We start from the raw sequence: 21236 nt of genomic DNA, 5'->3' as shown, positions 1-21236 counted from the left end.
TACGGATGAATTTGCAGTATAACGCTCGTTGTCTGAACTACAGCGTGGTTGCAGCATAGATGCTTTGACGCGCTCAGGTCGGCGCGCCCTCAGCGTGTTGCGCGACTGGCATTGGCGGCTGCGAACGCAGGGCAAGCAGGATAACTGCACCGAGCACCATGGCGCCGCCAAGCAACTGCCCTGCACTGACGGTTTCGGCGAGCAAAGCTACTCCAAGGCAAAGTGTAATCACCGGCTCCAGCGTCGAAATGATAGAGGCTTGCGACGGGCCGACATGCTTGATGCCAACCAGGAAGCAGGAAATCGCAATGGTGGTCGCCAGCGCGATGGCAGCGATGGCCAGCCAGGCATCCAAGGTGGCCGGAAATGCGGCGCCCGATGCCAACGCGAATCCGCCATTGCCCAGTGCGGCAGCCCCCATGATGACCAGCGTGCCGGCCAGCGGATCGACGCCTTCCGATACCTTGCTGCCGAGCAGGATATACACCGCGTAGATCGCGGCGGCGAGTAAGCCCAGCGCAATGCCCAGCGGCTGGCCCTGCAAGTCGCCGCCCAGCATGACAGCCATCCCGGCGATCGCGACGATCAGCAACCCCAGGGTGCGGCGATCAAGCCTTTCGGAACCGAAGGTCACCGCAAGCACCGTCACCAGTATCGGATACACATACAGCAACAGGCCGACCAGACCGCTGCTGGCATACATGAGTGCGGTGAAGTAAGACTGCGACTGTGCCGTGTACAAGGCGCCCATCAGCAGAAAACCCGCCAGCGCAGGTCCGCGTGGCAGCTTTACACGCCGCATCCAGACCAGCGGCGCCAGCATGCCGACGGCAAGTGCGAAGCGCAGTACGAGCAGCATGCTGGGACTGACGCCCGCCGCATAGGCAATCTTGGCAAAAATGGCCATGCTGCCGAACCCGAGGGCGGACAACAAAATCAGGACGATGGCGGATGTACGGGACATGGGTGCGTGCTTTCAGGGCAAATAGGATTGAGGGCTGCAACACCGTTCTTACGGCAGTTAACAGCGCCAGCAAGACTGGCATTCCTCTTGAATGCATGGAGTCTATTGCCTTGCTGATTTCTGGACAAATCAATATTCTTGCAGGGTTGCCCCAAAATTATTGAGCCAAGATCATGTACCGACTACCGCCCCTGCCTGCCGTTCGCGCCTTTGAGGCTGCCGCCCGCCACGGCGGATTTCAAGCTGCCGGCGAAGAACTGCATGTATCCGCAGGCGCTATCGCCCATCAGGTCAAGCAGCTGGAAACATGGCTGGGGATCACTTTGTTTCAGCGCCTGCCGCGCGGCGTGGTACTGACCCCTGCTGGACGCCAGTACGCCCAGAACCTGCGTCCCTTGCTGAGCAGCCTGGCGGAAGCATCGGAAGCAGCGCGGCGTCATGGCGATGACCGCGTGGTCACTGTCACGTCCGTTCCAACCTTGGTGTCGCGTTGGCTGCTGCCCCGCCTGGGGCGTTTGCGCGAAGCGCATCCGGACATCGACATGCGCGTTCTTGCTTCGCTGCATCCGGTGGATTTTCTGAATGAAGGTGTGGATGTGGCGATACGCCTGGGCACGGGTCCTTATCCGGGCCTGAATGCCAAGCTGTTGATGGAAGAATGGTTTTCGGCGGTTTGCAGTCCGGCGTTCAGGGCGGCGGCGCCGGAATTGCGGGAACCGGCCGACCTGCTGCGCTATCCGCTGCTGCATGATGAACTGGAGCCACGCATTCCGCATGAAGTGAACTGGGTGCGGTGGTTGCGGCATTTCGGTGTGCAGTACGCGGGTAATCTGCGTCCGAGCTTTTCGCACACCTACCTGACGCTGGAAGCTGCCGCCAATCATCAGGGGGTAGCGATTGCTGCCGAGCCTTTCATTGCCGAAGATTTGCGTGCCGGCCGGCTGGTGCGTCTGTTTCCGCAGCGCGTCCTGGGGCCGTACCAGTTTCATTTGTTGCGACCGCCGGAAGCAGAGGCGCGCCCGGCGGTCAAGGCATTCTGCGAATGGGTTATCGCGGAAGCTGGCAATGGTCCGGGCCCGGAACCGGAAACAAGCGCCGACTGATCAGCAGCCGCAAACGATTTCGCTATTGCCTGGTGCTGCCTGCTTGCCCGCGGTCGGGTGACCGTCACGCTTCCACCAGTCCAGGCCTCCCATCAGTTCCTTTACCCGGAACCCCAGCCGTGTCATGTTCAGCGCGCCCTTGGTCGACGCATTGCAGCCGATGCCATCACAGTAAGTGACGATCAAGGCCGCACGGTCGAGCTGCGCCACACTTTCGTCGGACATGGTTCGATGCGGAACATTGATCGCTCCGGGAATATGCTCCTCCGCATAAGCTTCCGGCGCGCGTGCATCGATCACAATGACTCTGTCGTTATTTTTGAGGGACACGCTCAGGTCCCAGGAGTCGATTTCATACGCGAGCTTGTCGAGATAATGCTGCAATTGCGCTTGCATGGGCTTCCTTCCTTTGACATTCGTCGTTCAGACAGCTGCAAACATGGTATCGTCAAATGGTTTGCTTCCGCATACCAATTTTACGCATACCACCAGACCACTTATGAAAAGCAGCTCGGGTTCCCGTGCCATTGCCGGTGTGCTGCTCACCCTGCTGGAAAAAAACGGCGACACACGGATGGCGTTGTCAATTCAGGTCTACCGGGCGATACGCAGCGGCATCCTGGATGGCAGCCTGCGCCCCGGCGACCGGCTGCCATCCACGCGGGCACTGGCGGCCGACCTTGCCGTATCGCGCAGTACCGCCGAGTCGGCTTATGCGCAACTCGAAGACGAAGGCTATCTGATCAGGCAGACCGGTAGCGGAAGTTTTGTCGGTACAGGCATTGCGCAAGACGTTCGTGCGCGCCCAGGAAAACCGATACGGGGTTCTTATGCTGGTACGTCAATTCCAGAACTGTCCGAACGGGGTCAGCAGATTGCCGTGATGGGCGGTTGTACCGATGCAAGTCAGCTACGTGCATTCTCGGCGGGCATGCCGGCGCTCGACAGCTTTCCCATCGCCATATGGCAGCGCCTGCTATCACGTCATGCACGTCACGGATCGGACGCGTGGATGATGAATGGCGACCCGCAAGGCTCGCCGCTGCTACGGGAATCGATTGCGCAATATCTATCCTTATCGCGCGGGGTCGACTGCGACGCCGGGCAAGTTATCGTGCTGACCAGTTCGCAGCAGGCGCTGACGCTCATTTCGATGATGATGCTCGACGCGGGCGATGCCGTATGGATCGAGGACCCAGGTTATCGGGGTGCGCAGACCGCGTTTGCGGGAGCAGGCGCACATCTGATCCCGGTTCCGGTGGACGAGCAAGGCATGATGGTCGATGCGGCAATCGGAATGGCTTCCGACGCAAGGCTCGCCTACGTCACGCCATCGCATCAGTACCCGCTGGGCATGACGCTGTGTTTGCCGCGTCGGCTGCAGCTTATTGAATGGGCGCGCGCCGCCAACGCGTGGATCGTCGAAGACGATTATGACAGTGAGTTCCATTACGACACCCGACCGGTCGCTGCGATTCACGGCCTGGATCCGCATCAGCGGGTGCTGTACATCGGCACGTTTTCGAAAGTGCTGTTTCCAGGTATCCGGCTTGCCTATCTGGTCGTGCCAAAGCCACTTGTCGACCCGTTCGTGATGGCACGCAGCCAGGTCGATGGACATACTTCGCCGTTGATGCAGGCGGTACTGGCGGACTTTATCCGCGAAGGGCATTTCATGGCGCATGTCAGGCGTATGCGCGAGCTATACCGCGCGCGGCGTGATATCTTCATGGAGGAACTTGAGCGTCAGGTCGGCGAACGGCTGCAAGCGCAACCCGCATCTGGCGGTCTGCAGACGGCCTGCCTGTTGCGCGATCAACGCTTGTCGGACAAACGTATTTCAGGCATGGCGTCCGACGCCGGCATTGACATGCCGCTGTTGTCACGGCTGTACCGCGGCGCCGATATCCGCAACGGTTTTGTGATGGGCTTCAGTGCGTTGCAGCCCGGCGAGATACGGATGGGAATGAAACGGCTTGCAAAAGTGATCGGCTAGACCAGCATCCGTTACTCGGTATATCGACCGAGCGTAATCACCCGCAGAATACTTTTGTAGATAAAGTAAGCCATGCCATACCACGCTCGCTCATACCAGGGGACGTTCGCGTAGTCTTCCTCGCGGATAGTGACACCCTCTTCGACCGCACGCTCGATCAACACCCGCAGGTCATGGGCGAAATGCGGTTCGCGCACCACGATGTTCGCTTCATGATTGACGAACAGGCTGAGTCCGTCCCAGTTGCTGGAGCCGACTGTCGCCCAGTCGTTGTCGATCACGGCAACCTTGCCATGCAATTGGGTCTTGCGGTACTCGACGACACGCACTCCGCTCTTGAGCAGCTTGGGATAGAAGGAATGGGCGACGGCGTCCTGAATGCGAAATTGCCCGACGCCGATCAGCAGTGTGACTTCAACACCGCGCCGGGCCGCAGCAGCAAGGCCGTCCCGCAACTTGCGACCCGGCGCGAAATACGGATTGGCCAGCAAGGCACGATGCCGCGCATTGCCAAGCGCTTTGAGATACGTCCGTTGTATGGTACGGCGGTTGCGCAGGTTATCGCGCAGCACGAGCGCGGCCATGGCCACACCATCTTCGATGACCGGGTTCGGCACCTTGTGCTCGCGCAGGCGCTTCCACCGAAATCGCAGGTGCAAGCCATTGAGCAGGCGCCACTGTGACTGGAGTTCGTGGTAAATCGCCGCAACCAGCGGGCCATGCACACGCACGGCGAAATCCCAGCGCGGCGCCGGCAACGGCGTATTGTATCCATCGTCGGAAAGATAGTCGTCATTGATATTGAGGCCGCCAAGAAAGGCGACTTCACGATCGACCACGCACATCTTGCGATGCGTGCGCGCGACGCCGCGGCGAAACCAGGAATTGAAAGTGCGATGATTGACACCGCCCTCGCCAAATACCTTGCTGAGCGCGACCGACTGCAGATGACCGGTGCCAATCCAGTCGGTAATGACATTGACGGTCACGCCGCGCGATGCGGCGCGCACCAGCGCATCCTTTACCTGGATGCCGGTCGCATCGAGACTATAGATATACGTTTCGAGGCACACTTCGAAGCGCGCACTGTCGATGGCTGCAATCAGCGCGGGAAAATATTCCGCACCGCAATGCAAAAGTACAACTCTGTTGTGTGCAATGAATTCGACCGAACGCATAAGCGAGAAAAGCCTTCGCTGGGTTGACCGCTGCGATTCTAGAGCAGATTCCATACGCCTGTACTATCTATCGCCCCAAGTCTATTTGACGTGTACGGGTATGAGATCTGCTCCAGCCTTTCCAGCGTTGATAGACTTATTTCAGTTCAAGCGACGCGATGATCGGCGCATGGTCGGACAACTTGGCCCACATGCCGCCATGGAGCACTTCCGCAGTTTCTATATGCAGGCCGCGCACATAGATGCGGTCAAGGCGTAGCCAGGGCAATGCCGCGGGAAAAGTCCGCGCCGGCTTCATTTTAGGTCCGCGCCCGCCCAGCGTGCGCAAATAAGAACCGAAACCACGGCTAGGCAGGTCGTCGTCAAACACTTCCGTCACGCCAAGTCGCTCGCGCAGCGACTCGCTGAGCTGATTGGTCCAGTCGTTGAAGTCACCGGCGATGATGACCGGCGCACCGGGCGGCGAAGAGGTTGTCACCGCTTCGATCAACTGCTCGGTCTGGCGCTTGCGACTGCCGGCAAACAAGCCGAGATGGATCACATAACAATGCACCTGTCCTTTCGGCGTCTCGACAATGCAATGCAGGATACCGCGTGCCTCATAGGCATGGTCGGACACGTCCTTATTGGTCGACGATACCACCGGAAAACGGCTCAGCAAGGCATTTCCATGATGTCCATGGTCGTAGACCGCATTCATGCCGTACACCGCTTCGTGCGAATCGCCCGCAAGGAATTTATGCTGCTCCTGCTCCGGCCACAGGTTTGCATGCTTCATTGCGTACTTGTCATGGCGGCCCTGCACTTCCTGCAGGAACAGGATGTCCGCCTCCATGGAAGACAGGGCCTGTTTCAATGCGTGTACCCGCGGCATGCTGCGCAGCGAGCTGACGCCCTTGTGTATGTTGTAGGTCGCGATCCGAAGTTTCATCAGTTTATTTTCTTCCTCAGGCAATGCCGTGAACGACCGTGCATTGCGATCAAGTACCGGCTGGATCGCGATCGGTTCGCGTCAGCCGACCATGCTGTATGCAGGCAACTGCAGGATAGCCTCCGCATTGGACGGCGAAAAACATTTGTCCGCCGCCTCCCGGTATGGCAGCCACATATGGTTCACATGTTCGCGTGGTGCCAGGGCGATTGCGATGTCCCTTGGCACTTTCAGGCTGAATACATGCTCGGTGTTGCGCGTCACTCCTGGTGCATAACGGTGACGCCATACCGGATAGATTTCATAGACGTTGGAGAGTTTCCAGTCGATCAGCCGGCTTTCGGATACGCAAGTGGGATCGGAGGTCTGCGATGATGTTTCCGCAAGGATGCGAATGCCGGTTTCTTCAAAAACTTCACGGATCGCGGTCTCGCGTAAAGGCTCGTCTTCCGTATCTTTGGAGCCGGTAACGGATTGCCAGTACCCCGGCTTGTCGGCGCGCTCGATCAGCAGAACGTCGCGTTCGGCGGTATGAATGACGACCAGGACGGATTCGGGAATTTTATAGGGCTTTTGCATTCGGATCGTTTGTTGAAGTCACCTTTGGCTGCGGGATCTCCCCGCGATTGCAAAATCATACCCCATAGAGGTCAAGTACCATCGGCCTGCGTCATACGAAAAAAGGCGCAGTTTCCTGCGCCTTTCCTGGTTTGCTGCACCAATATGCCGCTTTATGCGGTTTTATGCTTTAGCGGCCGGCTCGACGTTGCGCAAACGGATGTGCAGTTCACGCAACTGCTTCTCGTCGACTTCCGACGGTGCCTGTGTCAGCAGACACTGCGCGCGCTGGGTCTTCGGGAAGGCGATCACGTCGCGGATCGACTCGGCGCCGGTCATCATGGTGACGATACGGTCGAGACCGAAAGCGAGGCCGCCGTGCGGAGGTGCGCCATACTGCAGTGCATCCAGCAGGAAGCCGAACTTGAGCTGCGCTTCTTCGGCATCGATCTTGAGTGCGCGGAATACCTTGCTCTGTACCTCGGCACGATGGATACGCACCGAACCACCACCCAGTTCCCAGCCATTGAGCACCATGTCATAGGCTTTGGCCAGCGCCTTGCCCGGATCGGTTTCGAGGAAGTCTTCGTGACCATCCTTGGGCGATGTGAACGGATGATGGGCTGCAACATAACGCTGACCTTCTTCATCGAATTCGAACATCGGGAAGTCGATGACCCACAACGGCTTCCATGAATCTTCAAAGAGACCGTTCTTCTTGCCGAAGTCGCTGTGGCCGATCTTCACGCGCAATGCGCCGATCGCGTCGTTGACGACCTTCGCCTTGTCGGCGCCGAAGAAGATCAGGTCGCCGTCCTGGGCACCGGTCTGTTCGATGATCTGGGCCAGCGCGGTATCGTGCAGATTCTTGACGATCGGTGACTGCAAGCCGTCACGGCCTTTGGCCTTCTCGTTGACCTTGATGTAAGCCAGGCCCTTGGCGCCATAGATTGCGACGAACTGGGTGTAAGCGTCGATCTCGGAACGCGGCATTGCGCCGCCGCCCGGAACGCGCAGGCCGACCACGCGACCGCCTTCCATGTTGGCGGCACCGGAGAAGACCTTGAAGTCCACATCCTTCATGACCGCGGTCAGGTCGGTGAACTGCAGCTTGACGCGCATGTCCGGCTTGTCGGAACCGTACAAGCCCATGGCTTCCGCATATTCCATCACCGGGAACGGGTTCGGCAGGTCGATGTCGAGCGCATTCTTGAACACGCCGCGGATCATGCCTTCGAACATGTCACGGATTTCCTGCTCGTTCATGAACGAGGTTTCGCAGTCGATCTGCGTGAACTCGGGCTGACGATCTGCGCGCAGGTCTTCGTCGCGGAAGCACTTGGTGATCTGGTAATAGCGATCGAAGTTGGCCACCATCAGCAACTGCTTGAACAACTGCGGCGACTGCGGCAGCGCGAAGAAGTTACCGGCGTTGACACGCGACGGCACCAGGTAGTCACGCGCGCCTTCCGGCGTCGACTTGGTCAGCATCGGCGTTTCGATGTCGATGAAGCCGTTGGCATCGAGGAACTTGCGCACTTCCATCGTCACCTTGTAGCGCAGGCGCAGGTTGTTCTGCATCTGCGGACGGCGCAGGTCGAGCACGCGGTGCGTCAGGCGGGTCGTTTCGGACAGGTTGTCGTCGTCCAGCTGGAACGGTGGCGTCACCGACGGGTTCAGCACCTCAAGCTGATGGGCCAGCACTTCGATCTTGCCGGACTTCAGGTTGGCATTGGTGGTGCCTTCCGGACGATTGCGCACTACACCGGTAATACGGACACAGAATTCATTCCGGACTGCTTCGGCGGTCTTGAATACATCGGCACGATCCGGATCGCAGACCACCTGCACCAGGCCTTCACGGTCGCGCAAGTCGATGAAGATCACGCCACCGTGGTCGCGGCGACGATGCACCCAGCCGCACAGGCTGACGGTTTGACCGAGAAGCTCCTCGGTGGTGAGGCCGCAATAATGGGTTCGCATAGACATATTCAAGTTCCAGTTTCAGATTCTTTGGAATGATCCCGGTGCCTGCGCAGGCGCAAGGTCGGGATCCCGGGAAAAACAGATCGGTTTCAGATGTTTCAGACTTCGGATTCGACGGCCTTCAGGTTCCTGGCCGCGGATGCCACATATTCGGGCGCCACGACGCCCATCGATACGATGTATTTCAATGCCTCATCGACGGTCATGTCGAGTTCAATCGCTTCGGATCGCGGCATCATGAGGAAAAATCCGGAAGTCGGGTTTGGCGTCGTCGGCACATACACGCTGATGTAATCGCCGACCAGGTGGTTCCTGACATCGCCACCCGGCACCCCCGTCAGGAAGGCAATGGTCCACGAACCCTGGCGCGGATACTGCACCAGCATTGCCTTGCGGAAGGCATTGCCCGATGAAGAAAACAAGGTGTCGGACACTTGCTTCACGCTGGAATAGATGGAGCTGACAATGGGAATGCGGGTAAGCAGCAATTCCCAGACATAGACCAGCTTCTTGCCGATGAAGTTACGCGTCAGCAGACCGGTGACGAAAATGATCAGCACCGTCAGCACCGCACCCGCGCCCGGCAGGTTGTAGCCGAACAGCACTAGCGGCCGCCAGCGTTCCGGCAACAGCAGGAGCGACTGATCGAGGGTGGTGATGATCAGGTTCAGCACCCACAAGGTGATGGCAAGCGGAACGAGGATCAACAGGCCGGTGACAAAATATTTACGCATGGTTTCCTTCAGCGTGGGGCGCAGGCAGGAAGTGCCGTGAACACCCGCTTCGGTTAAGAGGCCGTGGTGGTGGACGCAGGCGCCGTGCCGCTGGTGGAAGACGAGGACGACGAAGATGCACCCGAATCCGAACTCGCAGCCGCGGCCGGTTTGTCGGCAGACGCCGCCGTATTGCCCGCCGGTGCGGACGTGCCGCCGCTACCGTTACGGAAATCGGTCACATACCAACCCGTACCTTTGAGCTGAAAGCCGGCAGCCGTCAACTGTTTTTTGAAACTGCTTTTGCTGCACGACGGGCAATCCGTCAGCGGCGCATCGGACACCTTTTGCAATACATCCTTGGTGAAACCGCAAGATTCGCAGCGATAAGCATAAATTGGCATAGGATACCCCCGCAAAAATCATCCAAAACCCTGAATTATAAAGGTTTTCCCCAGGGTTTTGCGGACTGATTGATGAGCGCAATGATGGTGACAAAATGGCTATGGACGGAAAAACAAAAGCCGCAGAACGGCTGCGGCTTTTGAGGGAAAGTATTTGCTGGAATCTCAGTGCGAAGCGGCGGCTTGCCGGCCGATGCGCTGCGGTGCCAGCGAACCGATCACCATTCCGCCGAAGCTCACCAGGAGGCCGACCAGTTGCGGAGGCCAGATGGATTCGCCGCCGAAGTTTTCCATCAACAGCCAGGAAGCCAGCCCGCCGATCACTGAAAACAGCGCGCCCTGGGTGTTTGCCTTCTTCCAGTACAGCCCCATCAGCAAGGGGACGAATGCCGACACCAGGGTGACCTTGTAAGCGTTACCGACCATGTCATAGATCGACGTACCCTGTGAAATCAGGGCGAAGGCGGTTACCGCAACAGCAAAGCACACGACCACGATCCGCGTGGCCAGCAGCATTTGCCTGTCGTTCATGGGGAAAAATTCGCGGAGGACGTTCTCAGTCAGGGTAATGCTCGGGGCCAGCAGCGTGCCGCTGGCTGTTGACATGATGGCCGACAGCAAGGCGCCAAAGAACATCACCTGCGCTAACAGCGGCGTATTGTTGAGGATCAGCGTGGGCAGTATCATTTGCGCATCCTTATCCAGCAGAGTTTGCACCATCTGCGGGTCTATCAGCGACGCTGAATAGGCGAGGAACATCGGAATGAACGCGAACACAAAGTAGAGTGATCCGCCCGTCACCGATCCGACCGCACCAACCTTCTCGCTTTTGGCAGACATGACACGCTGGAAAACGTCCTGCTGGGGAATGGAGCCGAACATCATCGTCACCCAGGCACCGACAAAAGCCAGCACATCCTTTGACGTCAGTGCCGGAGCAAACTGGAACTTGCCGGCCGCCGCCGCATGATCAATCACCTTGCCGGCGCCACCTGCGAGATCGGACACGACAAAGGCGATGTATACAAGCCCGACGACAATAATGATCATCTGGAAAAAATCGGTCATCGCGACCGACCACATGCCGCCGAACAGGGTGTAAAGCAGCACGATGGCAGCACCGATCAGCATGCCTGTCGATACCATAATCGCACCTTGGGACAGCACATTGAACACTAGGCCGAGGGCCGTGATCTGCGCCGATACCCAACCCAGGTAGGAGATGACAATACAGACCGATACGATGACTTCTACCGTGCGGTTGTAGCGCTGACGGTAGTAATCGCCGATCGTCAGGAGGTTCATCCTGTACAACTTTCGCGCAAAGAACAAGCCGACCAGAATCAGGCACATGGAGGAACCGAACGGATCTTCAATGACCCCTCCCAATCCCTCCTCCACGAATTTGGCGGGGATACCGAGCACGGTCTCAGAACCAAACCATGTCGCAAAAACGGTCGCCACCACCACATACAGTGGCAACGAGCGTCCCGCCACCGCGTAGTCGCCGGCATTTTTGACCCGCGTGGCGGCATAAAGGCCGATTGCAATTGAAACAAGCAGGTAGAGGATGACGAATCCAACCAGTGTGCTCATGCGAGTTCCTTGAAGAAATTTTTCGCGATTATAGCCGCAGAAACTTCCTGGAATGACAATTTTGCGTCGATGTGTACGGCGTCAGACGGATTGCCGACGCCACACCTGCCAGCGTTCCTTGCCGGCGAAAACTTCGACCGAATCGGTGACGGCTTGATCGTCGATTCGATCAAAACAGGGTGTCAGCAATGCCTCCAGGGTTCCGGCAGATGCACCAAAAGGAGGCCCCTTCAGGGCTTCATCAAAAAAGAAAAATCCCGCAAGAAGCGCGCCCGGTTGCAGCAAATCGGCCCAGCGTTGCACGATAGCCGGCCATTTGTCACGCGGGAGCGCACACAGAAAGGCGCGTTCGTAAATGAGGTCGGGCGGCTGCGCGGGCGTAAAGCTGAAGAAATCGGCCTGCACGATACGTGCCGCATGCCGGGGTTGCAACCGGCGGGCCGCCTCGACGGCAGCCGGGGAGAAGTCGATTGCGGTGACGTCCCAGCCCGCCTCCGCCATGCAGGCAACTTCATATCCGCTACCGCAGCCGGGAATGAGGGTGCGCAGTGGATGCGACGCAGTCGCGACGAAATCCTGTAGCGCCTTCGGGACGCCTGCCCGGTCCCAGGGTGTGAAGTGTTTTTCAAACCGCTCGGACCAGAATTCCGGCGCAAGCGGGTCACGGCTGTCGAATTGTTGCGCCACTTTGCCCTACCACCAGTGCAGAATTTGATACCAGCGCAACAGCAGTTGCGCAATCAGGATGCCGCCCGCCAGCCCGCCACCGAAGTACACCGCTATACCAAGCAGCATGTTGGTGCGCCGCTGTTCGGCAATCAGCTGCTTCAGGAGGATCGCATTGATGCCCGGCTCTTCGATCTTCGCGGTTAGCGCCTGATGCACCAGGCGCGGCAGCTGCGGAATCATCTTGTTGTAGTGCGGCGCCTCTTCCTTGAATCGGGCCAGCATGCCACGCCAGCCAATCTGCTCCTGCATCCACCGTTCCAGGTAGGGTTTGGCGGTCTTCCAGAGATCGAGGTCGGGATCGAGCTGGCGACCCAGCCCTTCGATATTGAGCAAGGTCTTTTGCAGCAGCACCAGCTGCGGCTGCACTTCCACATTAAAGCGGCGTGAGGTCTGGAACAGGCGCAGCAGGACCTGGCCGAACGAGATGTCGCGCAGCGGCCGGTCGAAAATCGGCTCGCAGCAGGCGCGCACCGCCGATTCCAGTTCATCGACGCGAGTTTCCTTGGGTGCCCAGCCGGATTCGATATGGGCTTCGGCCACACGTTTGTAATCGCGGCGGAAAAACGCGAGGAAGTTTTGCGACAGGTAATCCTTATCGAAATCGGTCAGCGTGCCGACGATACCGAAATCCAGGGCAATATAACGGCCGAAAGTCTGTGGATCGACCGACACCAGGATATTCCCCGGATGCATGTCGGCGTGAAAGAAGCCGTCGCGGAACACTTGCGTGAAAAAGATTTCGACGCCGTCGCGCGACAGTTTCTTCATGTCGACGCCTTCCGCCACCAGCCGGTCAATTTGGGAGATCGGGATACCGTGCATGCGTTCCATCACGATCACCGAGGTCGAGCAATAGTCCCAGAACATCTCGGGCACCATCAGCAGGTCGGAGCCGGTGAAATTTCGGCGGAGCTGGCTGGCATTGGCGGCTTCGCGCATCAAATCGAGTTCGTCGTGCAGGTACTTGTCGAACTCCCCGACCACTTCCTTCGGTTTCAGGCGGCGGCCATCGGCCCACAGCTTTTCCACCCAGCCGGCGGCAATCCGCATCAGCGCAATGTCTTCGTCGATCGAGCGTTTCATGCCCGGGCGCAGCACCTTTACCGCGACCTGCGTGCCGTCCTTCAGGGTCGCGAAGTGCACCTGGGCGATCGATGCGGAGGCCACCGGTACCCGTTCGAAGCTGGCAAACAGCTGCTCGGGATGGGCGCCGAGAGAGCGCTTGATTTGTGCGATGGCAAGGTCGGAATCGAACGGCGGCACGCGGTCCTGCAGCTTGGCCAGTTCGTCGGCGATATCCGGCGGCATGAGGTCGCGCCGGGTCGACAGCACCTGGCCGAACTTGACGAAAATCGGTCCCAGTTCTTCTAGTGCGCGCCGCAACCTGACGCCGCGCGGCGTGGAAATGTCGCGCCAGAAGAATAGCGTATCGATCAGCGCCGCGATGCGCGGGCTGGCGAGGCCGGACATGGCAATATTGTCCAGCCCGTATTTGATGGCGACACGGGCGATCTTGTAAAGCCGCAATACCTTGAAAAACATCTAGCGACTTCCCTTCAGGCGGTCAATGCGTTTGGACAGGCGCTCAAGGTCATCACGCAATCGCGTGACTTCACTCGAAAACTCGGCGACGCTCTGCGGCCGCACCAGCAAGGGATTCTCTTCAAGGAAGTATTCTGCAATGTTTTCAGTCAGTTTCTGATGGGTGGCCCTGGCCGACTGCAGGACCGTGCGAGCGCCGCCGACCAGCCGGACCGCAGCGGCATCACCGAACAGCCGGCTCAGGTCTTCTTCCGCTTCCCAGCGCAGCGACTGGCTGACCTGCGACACGGTATTGGCGAAATCGGCGTCACCCTCGATCTGTACGTAGGAAAAAGCATGTTCGCGGTTCTGGACGATGAGCGGCAAGTCGCTCAGCTTGGCGCGGATGGTGACGCTGGATATCTCTTCAGCGCTGGCCGCCTGCACCATGCCATCGGCGACGACCTTGAGGCGCACCGAAGCCACGCCGGCGTCGAAAACGGCGACTTTGCCGGCATGTTTTGCCAGTTTGTCACGGGCCCACTGCTCACGGGACAGCAGGTGGTTGATTGCTGCGGGGATAGTTGAACGAATCATGGTCGCAAAATAAAACCGCCCGTGACAATTCACGGGCGGTTTGAAGTTTACCAGTTTGCCGGGCGTTATTTAGGAGACGCCTGACAATTGTTGAATTCCCGCAAGCAGCCAGCCGCCTTGACCGGTTGCCGATTTGGTCAGATTCCAGACTTCGGCGAACTGCTCGGCCGGCGCGTTTTCGGCTTCCTTGATCAGGCCGCTGAAACGCACGCTGGCCAGGTATTCGTCACCGATCTGTTCCATTCCCACCAGATCAGCCTCAAGCGATACCACGTCGGTATGGTTGAGGGATGCACCGCGTTCCTGCAACTGCAATCGCAGTTCGGCAAACATTTCCGGCGTCGTGAATTCACGGATGTCGTTAATGTCTGCCTTGTCCCACGCCGCTTGCAGGCGGATGAAGTAGGTCTTGGAATGACGCAGGAAAGACGGCGTATCGAAGCCGGCCGGCACGTTCAGCGGTGCGGACGTCGATCCGCTGCTCACTGGCTCGGCCTGGAAAGCCGATGGCTGCACCTGCGGCTCAATGCGCGAACCGATTTCCGGGGTGCGTGCCGACAGGCCGGACGCCAAACCGGAGTCAGTACTCCCTGCGTAGGCCGGCTGTTGGCGGTTCACGCCATTCCTGTTGCGAATCATGCGAATGATGAACATGGCGGCCAGCGCCAGTAAGGCAACCATCAAAATGGTACTGATCACGCTGGCCAGTGCGCCGCCAATGCCAAGATGCGACAACAAGGCACCCAAACCCAAGCCAAGCAGCGCGCCGCCAAGGATGTTGCGCCATGGACTAGCCGGTTTCGGCGCCATTCCTTGCGGTGTTGTGGCCGGCGCCGCCTGTCGCGCCTGGCTTGGTGCCTGGCTGGACGATGGCGGAGTTGCATCCCGACTGATCCCGGATGACTGACGGCCGATAGAACTGCCGCCGCCCATTCGCTTCGCTTCGGCGTCGGCTACCACAACCGACATGGAGCTAACCGCGATCATTAATGCAAGCAAATACTTTTTCATGCGACTCTCCTAGAGTTTGACGCCGGTATGCAGGGCTGCAACGCCAGCCGTCAAATTAAAGTACTCGACACGTTCAAGTCCGGCTGTTTCCAGCATGGTCTTGAGTGTTTCCTGATCCGGGTGCATGCGAATCGATTCCGCGAGGTAACGATAGCTTTCCGCATCATTGGCAATGCGCTGGCCCAGCCATGGTAATACTGAGAACGAATACAGGTCATAAGGTTTCTGCAATGCTTCATGTACCTTCGAGAATTCCAGTACCAGCAGTTTGCCGCCCGGCTTCAGCACGCGCCGCATTTCCGCGAGTGCAACATCCTTGTGCGTCATATTGCGCAAGCCGAAGGCGACGCTGACACGGTCGAAATAATTGCTTGGAAACGGCAGTTTTTCCGCATCACACAGTAATGTGGGGGTCGCGAGGCCCTTATTCAACAACCGGTCGCGACCGACGCGCAGCATGGATTCATTGATGTCGGTGAGCCAGACTTCGCCGCTCGGGCCCGCCTGCTTTGCAAATGCCTTGGACAGATCGCCGGTACCCCCGGCAATATCGAGCACCTTGAAACCCGGCCGTACACCGGCCTGGGCAATCGTGAATGCCTTCCAGATGCGATGCAGTCCGCCTGACATCAGGTCATTCATCACGTCGTATTTGGCAGCGACGGAATGAAAGACTTCGGCGACTTTGTGCACCTTCTCGTCTTCGGAAACGGTCTTATAACCGAAATGCGTGGTATTGGTCATGGCGTCAGGCAAGTTGGTCCAGCGCGCATTATACAAGTGCCTACAGGTGCAGACAGGCGACGCTGCCAAGCGTTCCGCACCGGAAGTTCGCCGCGCCGAAGCAGGCAGCTTTGGGAATCAATGATGATGGCCGCAGGCATGGCCGCCCGCGCTGGCCGCGATCATGGGGGCGTCGCGACCGCTTTCACGGGTAAAGCCTGCTGCTTCCAGGCGCTGCAGGTAGTCTTCCCACAGTTGCGACTGGTTGGCGCCCAGCCAGTACAGGTAATCCCAGGAAAAGATGCCCGAGTTATGGCCGTCGGAAAATTGCGGTTGCACCGCATAGTTGCCGACCGGCTCCATTGCCGTGATGGTGACGTCGCGCTTCCCGGTTTGCAGCACTTCCTGTCCGGCGCCATGACCGCGCACTTCGGCCGATGGCGAATACACCCGCATGAATTCGAAAGGCAGCGAAAACTCTTCACCGGAATCGAAGGCGATTTCCAGCACCCGCGACTGGTTGCGTACCGTCAGAGAGGTCGGGGAAGGCGCTTGTTTCAGATCGGCCATGTTGGGTCCTGGGCGTGAAGGAAAGTGGTTACGGCGGATGCCGGGCTTTACTGCTTTACAGTTCTACACAGATCTACAGCAGGGATTCTTCAAAGCGATCCAGCAGTGCTTCCCGCAGACGCGGCACCAGGGCTTTGCGTTTGGCAAGATCGGCTGACACCGGCGTGCGCTTGACCTCGCCCCAGATCGGGTTGGGGAAATGCGCATCATCCTCGTAGCGCGGGATGATGTGCCAGTGCAGATGCGGGACCACGTTGCCGAGGCTGGCGACGTTGATCTTGTGCGGCTGCATGGTTTCGCGCACCGCCTCTTCGACCTGCCATACGGCCGCGATCAGGATCGCGCGTTCGGCGGTCGACAGGTCGGTCATTTCGACGACATGCTTATTCCAGATCACCCGGCAAAAGCCGGGATAGCGCTCGTCATCGACCAGTACGATACGGTAGTTGTCATCCCGGTAGATGACTTCGCCGCCGGGATGCATGCACAGTTCACACGCTTCTTTGACCATCGCTTCCCTTCTTGCAAACTTATACGAGCACGCGCTCGATGCCGCCGCTGTTGGCGCGGGCGACATAGTCCGGCAACCAGTTCTCGCCGAGCAGGTGCTTCGCCATTTCAACCACAATATAGTCCGCGGTCGTGCCGGAATCTTCATTGTAGCGGTTCAGGCCCTGCAGGCAGGACGGGCACGAAGTCAGGATCTTGACATCACCGTTGAAGCCGTCCTCGCGCAGCTTGTCGGCACCCTTGCGCATTTCCACTTCCTTGCGGAAGCGAACCTGCGTCGAGATGTCCGGACGGCTGACCGCGAAAGTACCCGACTCGCCGCAGCAGCGATCGTTTTTTTCGACCTTGGCGCCGTCGCCGGTAGTGATCAGCGCATTCACCGTTTTCAGCGGATCCTGCTGTTTCATCGGCGTATGGCAGGGGTCGTGGTACATGTAGCGGGTACCGGACACGCCTTCGAGCTTCACATTCTTTTCGAGCAGGTATTCATGGATGTCGATGATCCGGCAGCCAGGGAATATTTTCTCGAATTCATAACTCTGCAGCTGATCGTAGCAGGTGCCGCACGAGACTACGACTGTCTTGATATCGAGGTAGTTCAGCGTGTTGGCGACCCGATGGAACAGCACACGATTATCGGTAATCATCTTTTCCGCCTTGTCGTACTGACCGGAGCCGCGCTGCGGATAACCGCAACACAGATAGCCCGGCGGCAGCACGGTTTGCACGCCGACATGCCAGAGCATGGCCTGGGTGGCGAGTCCGACCTGCGAGAACAGGCGCTCCGAACCGCATCCCGGGAAATAGAACACCGCTTCCGTATCGGCGGTAGTCTTCATCGGATCGCGAATGATCGGCACGACCTTGTCGTCTTCAATATCCAGCAAGGCGCGTGCGGTCTTCTTCGGCAGATTGCCTGGCATCTTCTTGTTGACGAAGTGAATGACCTGTTCCTTGATCGGCGGCTTGCCATGGGTGGCGGGCGGCGCCTTGGTCTGCTTCTTTGCAAACTTTTTCAAAACGTCATTCGCCATCCGCTGCGCCTTGTAGCCGATGCCGGTCATCGCCGCGCGGGTGGCGTTGATGGTAGCCGGATCGGTGGCATTGAGGAAGAACATGGCGGCCGCCGTACCGGGGTTGAAGGACTTCTTGTCCATCTTGCGCAGCAGATTGCGCATGTTCATCGACACATCGCCGAAATCGATGTCGACCGGGCATGGCGTCGCGCACTTGTGGCAGACGGTGCAATGATCGGCAACGTCTTCGAATTCTTCCCAGTGCTTGATGGACACGCCGCGACGGGTCTGTTCTTCATACAGGAAAGCTTCGACCAGTAACGACGTCGCGAGAATCTTGTTACGCGGCGAATACAGCAGGTTGGCACGCGGCACATGGGTCGCGCACACCGGTTTGCACTTGCCGCAGCGCAGGCAATCCTTGACGCTGTTGGCGATCGCGCCGATGTCGCTCTGCTGCATGATCAGCGACTCGTGGCCCATCAGGCCAAACGATGGCGTATAAGCGTTGCGCAAGTCCGCATGCATGCCGGGAAGGTTGAGCAGCTTGCCCTTGTTGAAGCGGCCTTCCGGGTCGACGCGCAATTTGTAGTCGCGAAAATCCTGGATCTCGTCTTCGGTCAGGAATTCCAGCTTGGTGATGCCGATGCCGTGCTCGCCCGAGATCACGCCATTGAGCGAACGTGCGAGCACCATGATGCGTTCGACCGCGGCATGTGCATCCTGCAGCATTTCATAGTGATCGGAATTGACCGGGATGTTGGTGTGCACGTTACCGTCGCCCGCATGCATGTGCAGCGCGACGAATACACGGCCGCGCAGTACCCGCTTGTGGATTGCGCTGCACTCGTCGAGGATCAGCTTGAACGCGCCGCCATTGAAGATCTGGCGCAACGGGGCACGCACTTCGCCCTTCCAGGACACGCGGATGGTGCGATCCTGCACCACATGGAACACGATGGCATCCGGCTGGCGCTGCAGGCGTTCATCGATCCATGTCATGGACACGCCGAGTGCGGCCAGTTCGTCGTGCGCGTGCTTGAGCGGCTTGTCGAGATTGGAGAGCAGATAAGACCAGCGCGCCTCGGTCAGGTCGATCAACTCACGCGCCTGTGCAACGCGATCGCCGAGCAGTTCGGACGGCGGGATATCGTTGGCTTCCGCATCTTCGCTCTTTCCGAGCGGCAGATGATTCGAGGCGAAGAACTGGCGCAGTTCGGCCATCAATTGCAGTTTGTTGCGGATCGACAGTTCGATATTGATACGCTCGATGCCGTCGGTGTATTCGCCCATGCGATTGAGCGGAATGACGACGTCTTCGTTGATCTTGAAAGCGTTGGTATGTTTGGCGATCGCCGCGGTGCGGGCGCGATCGAGCCAGAATTTCTTGCGTGTTTCCGGGCTGACCGCGACGAAGCCTTCACCGACGCGGGTGTTGGCGATACGTACCACTTCCGACGCGGCGCGGGCAACCGCCTCCTCGTCGTCACCGACGATGTCGCCAAACAGCGCCATCTTCGGCAAAACGCCGCGCTTGGATTTGGTCGCATAACCGACCGCGCGCAGATAGCGCTCGTCGAGGTGCTCCAGGCCGGCGAGGATGGCGCCGCCCTTCTTCGTCTCGGCGTCGAGGAAATCCTTGATTTCGACAATCGATGGAATCGCGTCGCGCGCCTGGCCGAAGAATTCGAGACAGACGGTGCGCGTATGCTTCGGCATCTTGTGCAGGATCCAGCGCGCCGACGTGATGAGGCCGTCGCAGCCTTCCTTTTGCACACCCGGCAGCCCAGCGAGGAACTTGTCGGTGACGTCCTTGCCCAGCCCCTCTTTGCGGAAGCGGCGGCCTTCGATTTCAAGGATCTCGGTCTTGAACGGCGCGTTGTTCTTGCCCTTCTCGCCCGGATGCGTCCATTCGAGCTTGAAGCGAGCCACCGGCGCGTCATGGATCTTGCCAAGGTTGTGCTCGAGGCGCGTGACTTCCAGCCAGTCGCCATTCGGGTCGACCATTCTCCAGCTTGCCAGGTTGTCGAGCGCCGTGCCCCACAGCACCGCTTTCTTGCCGCCGGCATTCATGGCGACGTTGCCGCCGATGCAGGACGCTTCCGCCGACGTGGGGTCGACCGCGAATACAAAGCCGGCTTTTTCGGCGGCATCGGAAACCCGCTTGGTGACCACGCCCGCGCCCGAATAGATCGTGGCGTAAGGCTTGTCGACGCCGGGCAGCATGGTCATTTCGACGGCGCCCAACTGTTCCAGCTTCTCGGTGTTGATGACGGCCGACATCGGGGTCAGCGGAATCGCGCCGCCGGTATAACCGGTGCCGCCTCCGCGCGGAATAATGGTCAGGCCAAGTTCGATGCAAGCCTTCACCAGGCCGGCCATTTCATCTTCGGTATCGGGAGTCAGCACCACGAACGGGTACTCAACACGCCAGTCGGTCGCATCGGTGACGTGGGAGACGCGCGACAGGCCGTCGAACTTGATGTTGTCCTTTGCCGTGTAACGACCGAGCACCCTGGTAGCGCGTTTGCGCAGATCGTACATCTTGCGGAATTCATCGCCGAAGTCGGCCACTGCCTGGCGGGCGGCTTTCACCAGCACTTCGACATTGGCGCTGCGGAGACGGGCATGCGTGTCGCCGACATCCGCGAGATCAGTCGTCAGGCGGCGCTTTTCGACTTCGGTGAGACGATGGTTGAGGGCATCGATCAGGTCCTGACGACGCTTGGGATTGTCGAGCAAATCGTCCTGCAGGTAGGGATTGCGCCTGACCACCCAGATATCGCCGAGCACTTCGTACAGCATGCGCGCGGAACGTCCCGTCTGCCGCTCGCCGCGCAGCGCATCGAGGATGCTCCACGATTCTTCGCCAAGCAGGCGAATCACGATTTCACGGTCGGAAAAGGAAGTGTAGTTATAGGGAATTTCACGCAGGCGGCTGGGAACGGCCGCGCTTGGCGCGTCGGAAAGCAATGCTTGGATTTGTGCTGGGGCGTTCATCAGGAAGTATCGGACTGACCCTTAAAGGAGCATTTTAGCTTATTGCAATGCAGCGGACGCCAACACCCCTACTTTCCATGCGCCTAAACGCCTGAAATAAAGACAAAATTTGGTGCAAGCCCAGAAAAAG

At 58.8% G+C, this 21236-nt stretch carries 19 protein-coding genes; 2 read left to right on the top strand and 17 right to left on the bottom strand.

What is annotated here, in order from left to right; genetic code table 11:
• Positions 1 to 73 precede the first annotated feature (73 nt).
• Positions 74 to 964, bottom strand: a complete 891-nt coding sequence (locus tag ASE07_RS06165; RefSeq protein ID WP_057289933.1) for a DMT family transporter — start codon at positions 962 to 964, stop codon at positions 74 to 76.
• A 173-nt stretch (positions 965 to 1137) separates the two neighbouring features.
• Between ASE07_RS06165 and gcvA the strand changes: the two genes are divergently transcribed.
• Positions 1138 to 2067, top strand: a complete 930-nt coding sequence (gene gcvA, locus ASE07_RS06160) for a transcriptional regulator GcvA (protein WP_057289932.1) — start codon at positions 1138 to 1140, stop codon at positions 2065 to 2067.
• On the opposite strand, the gene ASE07_RS06155 is transcribed toward gcvA, so the two are convergent.
• The gene (locus ASE07_RS06155) at positions 2068 to 2463 is read right to left on the bottom strand and encodes a rhodanese-like domain-containing protein (RefSeq protein ID WP_057289931.1); all 396 of its coding nucleotides are present in this window, start codon (positions 2461 to 2463) and stop codon (positions 2068 to 2070) included. It abuts the gene before it with no gap.
• Between the two features lie 103 nt (positions 2464 to 2566).
• Between ASE07_RS06155 and pdxR the strand changes: the two genes are divergently transcribed.
• Entirely contained in the window at positions 2567 to 4063 is a 1497-nt protein-coding gene (gene pdxR, locus ASE07_RS06150) for a MocR-like pyridoxine biosynthesis transcription factor PdxR (protein WP_200960890.1), read from the top strand.
• An 11-nt stretch (positions 4064 to 4074) separates the two neighbouring features.
• Here the strand turns inward: pdxR and ASE07_RS06145 are convergent, their stop codons facing one another.
• The 15 genes from ASE07_RS06145 to ASE07_RS06075 form a co-directional block, all read right to left on the bottom strand.
• Positions 4075 to 5241, bottom strand: a complete 1167-nt coding sequence (locus ASE07_RS06145) for a phospholipase D-like domain-containing protein (protein WP_057289929.1) — start codon at positions 5239 to 5241, stop codon at positions 4075 to 4077.
• A 136-nt stretch (positions 5242 to 5377) separates the two neighbouring features.
• A complete protein-coding gene (locus ASE07_RS06140) occupies positions 5378 to 6172 on the bottom strand; it encodes an endonuclease/exonuclease/phosphatase family protein (RefSeq protein ID WP_057289928.1) in 795 nt (264 codons plus the stop codon).
• Positions 6173 to 6253: 81 nt separating this feature from the next.
• A complete protein-coding gene (gene nudB, locus ASE07_RS06135; protein WP_057289927.1) occupies positions 6254 to 6751 on the bottom strand; it encodes a dihydroneopterin triphosphate diphosphatase in 498 nt (165 codons plus the stop codon).
• Positions 6752 to 6913: 162 nt separating this feature from the next.
• On the bottom strand, positions 6914 to 8719 hold the full coding sequence (gene aspS, locus ASE07_RS06130) for an aspartate--tRNA ligase (RefSeq protein WP_057289926.1): 1806 nt from the start codon (positions 8717 to 8719) through the stop codon (positions 6914 to 6916).
• Between the two features lie 95 nt (positions 8720 to 8814).
• Positions 8815 to 9450, bottom strand: a complete 636-nt coding sequence (locus ASE07_RS06125) for a DUF502 domain-containing protein (RefSeq protein WP_057289925.1) — start codon at positions 9448 to 9450, stop codon at positions 8815 to 8817.
• 53 nt (positions 9451 to 9503) lie between these two features.
• A complete protein-coding gene (locus ASE07_RS06120) occupies positions 9504 to 9833 on the bottom strand; it encodes an FmdB family zinc ribbon protein (protein WP_057289924.1) in 330 nt (109 codons plus the stop codon).
• A 165-nt stretch (positions 9834 to 9998) separates the two neighbouring features.
• Complete coding sequence (locus tag ASE07_RS06115; protein WP_057289923.1) at positions 9999 to 11429, bottom strand: sodium:solute symporter family protein; 1431 nt, start codon at positions 11427 to 11429, stop codon at positions 9999 to 10001.
• A gap of 81 nt (positions 11430 to 11510) precedes the next feature.
• Positions 11511 to 12116 carry a methyltransferase domain-containing protein gene (locus ASE07_RS06110; protein WP_057289922.1) on the bottom strand — a complete coding sequence of 202 codons (606 nt, stop codon included), beginning with the start codon at positions 12114 to 12116 and terminating at the stop codon, positions 11511 to 11513.
• 6 nt (positions 12117 to 12122) lie between these two features.
• Positions 12123 to 13700: a ubiquinone biosynthesis regulatory protein kinase UbiB gene (gene ubiB / locus ASE07_RS06105; protein ID WP_057289921.1), complete on the bottom strand. Its 1578-nt coding sequence runs from the start codon at positions 13698 to 13700 to the stop codon at positions 12123 to 12125.
• Positions 13701 to 14276, bottom strand: a complete 576-nt coding sequence (locus ASE07_RS06100; RefSeq protein WP_057289920.1) for a ubiquinone biosynthesis accessory factor UbiJ — start codon at positions 14274 to 14276, stop codon at positions 13701 to 13703. It lies immediately after the preceding gene.
• A gap of 69 nt (positions 14277 to 14345) precedes the next feature.
• Positions 14346 to 15287 (bottom strand): Tim44 domain-containing protein, encoded by a 942-nt coding sequence (locus ASE07_RS06095; protein ID WP_057289919.1) that lies wholly within the window; start codon positions 15285 to 15287, stop codon positions 14346 to 14348.
• Between the two features lie 9 nt (positions 15288 to 15296).
• A complete protein-coding gene (ubiE, locus tag ASE07_RS06090; RefSeq protein WP_057289918.1) occupies positions 15297 to 16031 on the bottom strand; it encodes a bifunctional demethylmenaquinone methyltransferase/2-methoxy-6-polyprenyl-1,4-benzoquinol methylase UbiE in 735 nt (244 codons plus the stop codon).
• 117 nt (positions 16032 to 16148) lie between these two features.
• Positions 16149 to 16580, bottom strand: coding sequence for a gamma-butyrobetaine hydroxylase-like domain-containing protein (locus ASE07_RS06085; protein WP_057289917.1), 432 nt, complete (start codon positions 16578 to 16580; stop codon positions 16149 to 16151).
• A gap of 73 nt (positions 16581 to 16653) precedes the next feature.
• Positions 16654 to 17091 (bottom strand): HIT family protein, encoded by a 438-nt coding sequence (locus ASE07_RS06080; protein ID WP_057289916.1) that lies wholly within the window; start codon positions 17089 to 17091, stop codon positions 16654 to 16656.
• Positions 17092 to 17110: 19 nt separating this feature from the next.
• A complete protein-coding gene (locus tag ASE07_RS06075) occupies positions 17111 to 21106 on the bottom strand; it encodes a DUF3683 domain-containing protein (protein ID WP_057289915.1) in 3996 nt (1331 codons plus the stop codon).
• Positions 21107 to 21236 lie beyond the last annotated feature (130 nt).

Origin of the sequence: Noviherbaspirillum sp. Root189, assembly GCF_001428545.1 — a bacterium.
In the GTDB taxonomy this organism is placed as follows: Bacteria; Pseudomonadota; Gammaproteobacteria; order Burkholderiales; family Burkholderiaceae_D; genus Noviherbaspirillum.
The sequence above is the reverse complement of the archived record's forward strand: the minus strand, read 5'-3'. Positions and strand labels throughout refer to the sequence as shown.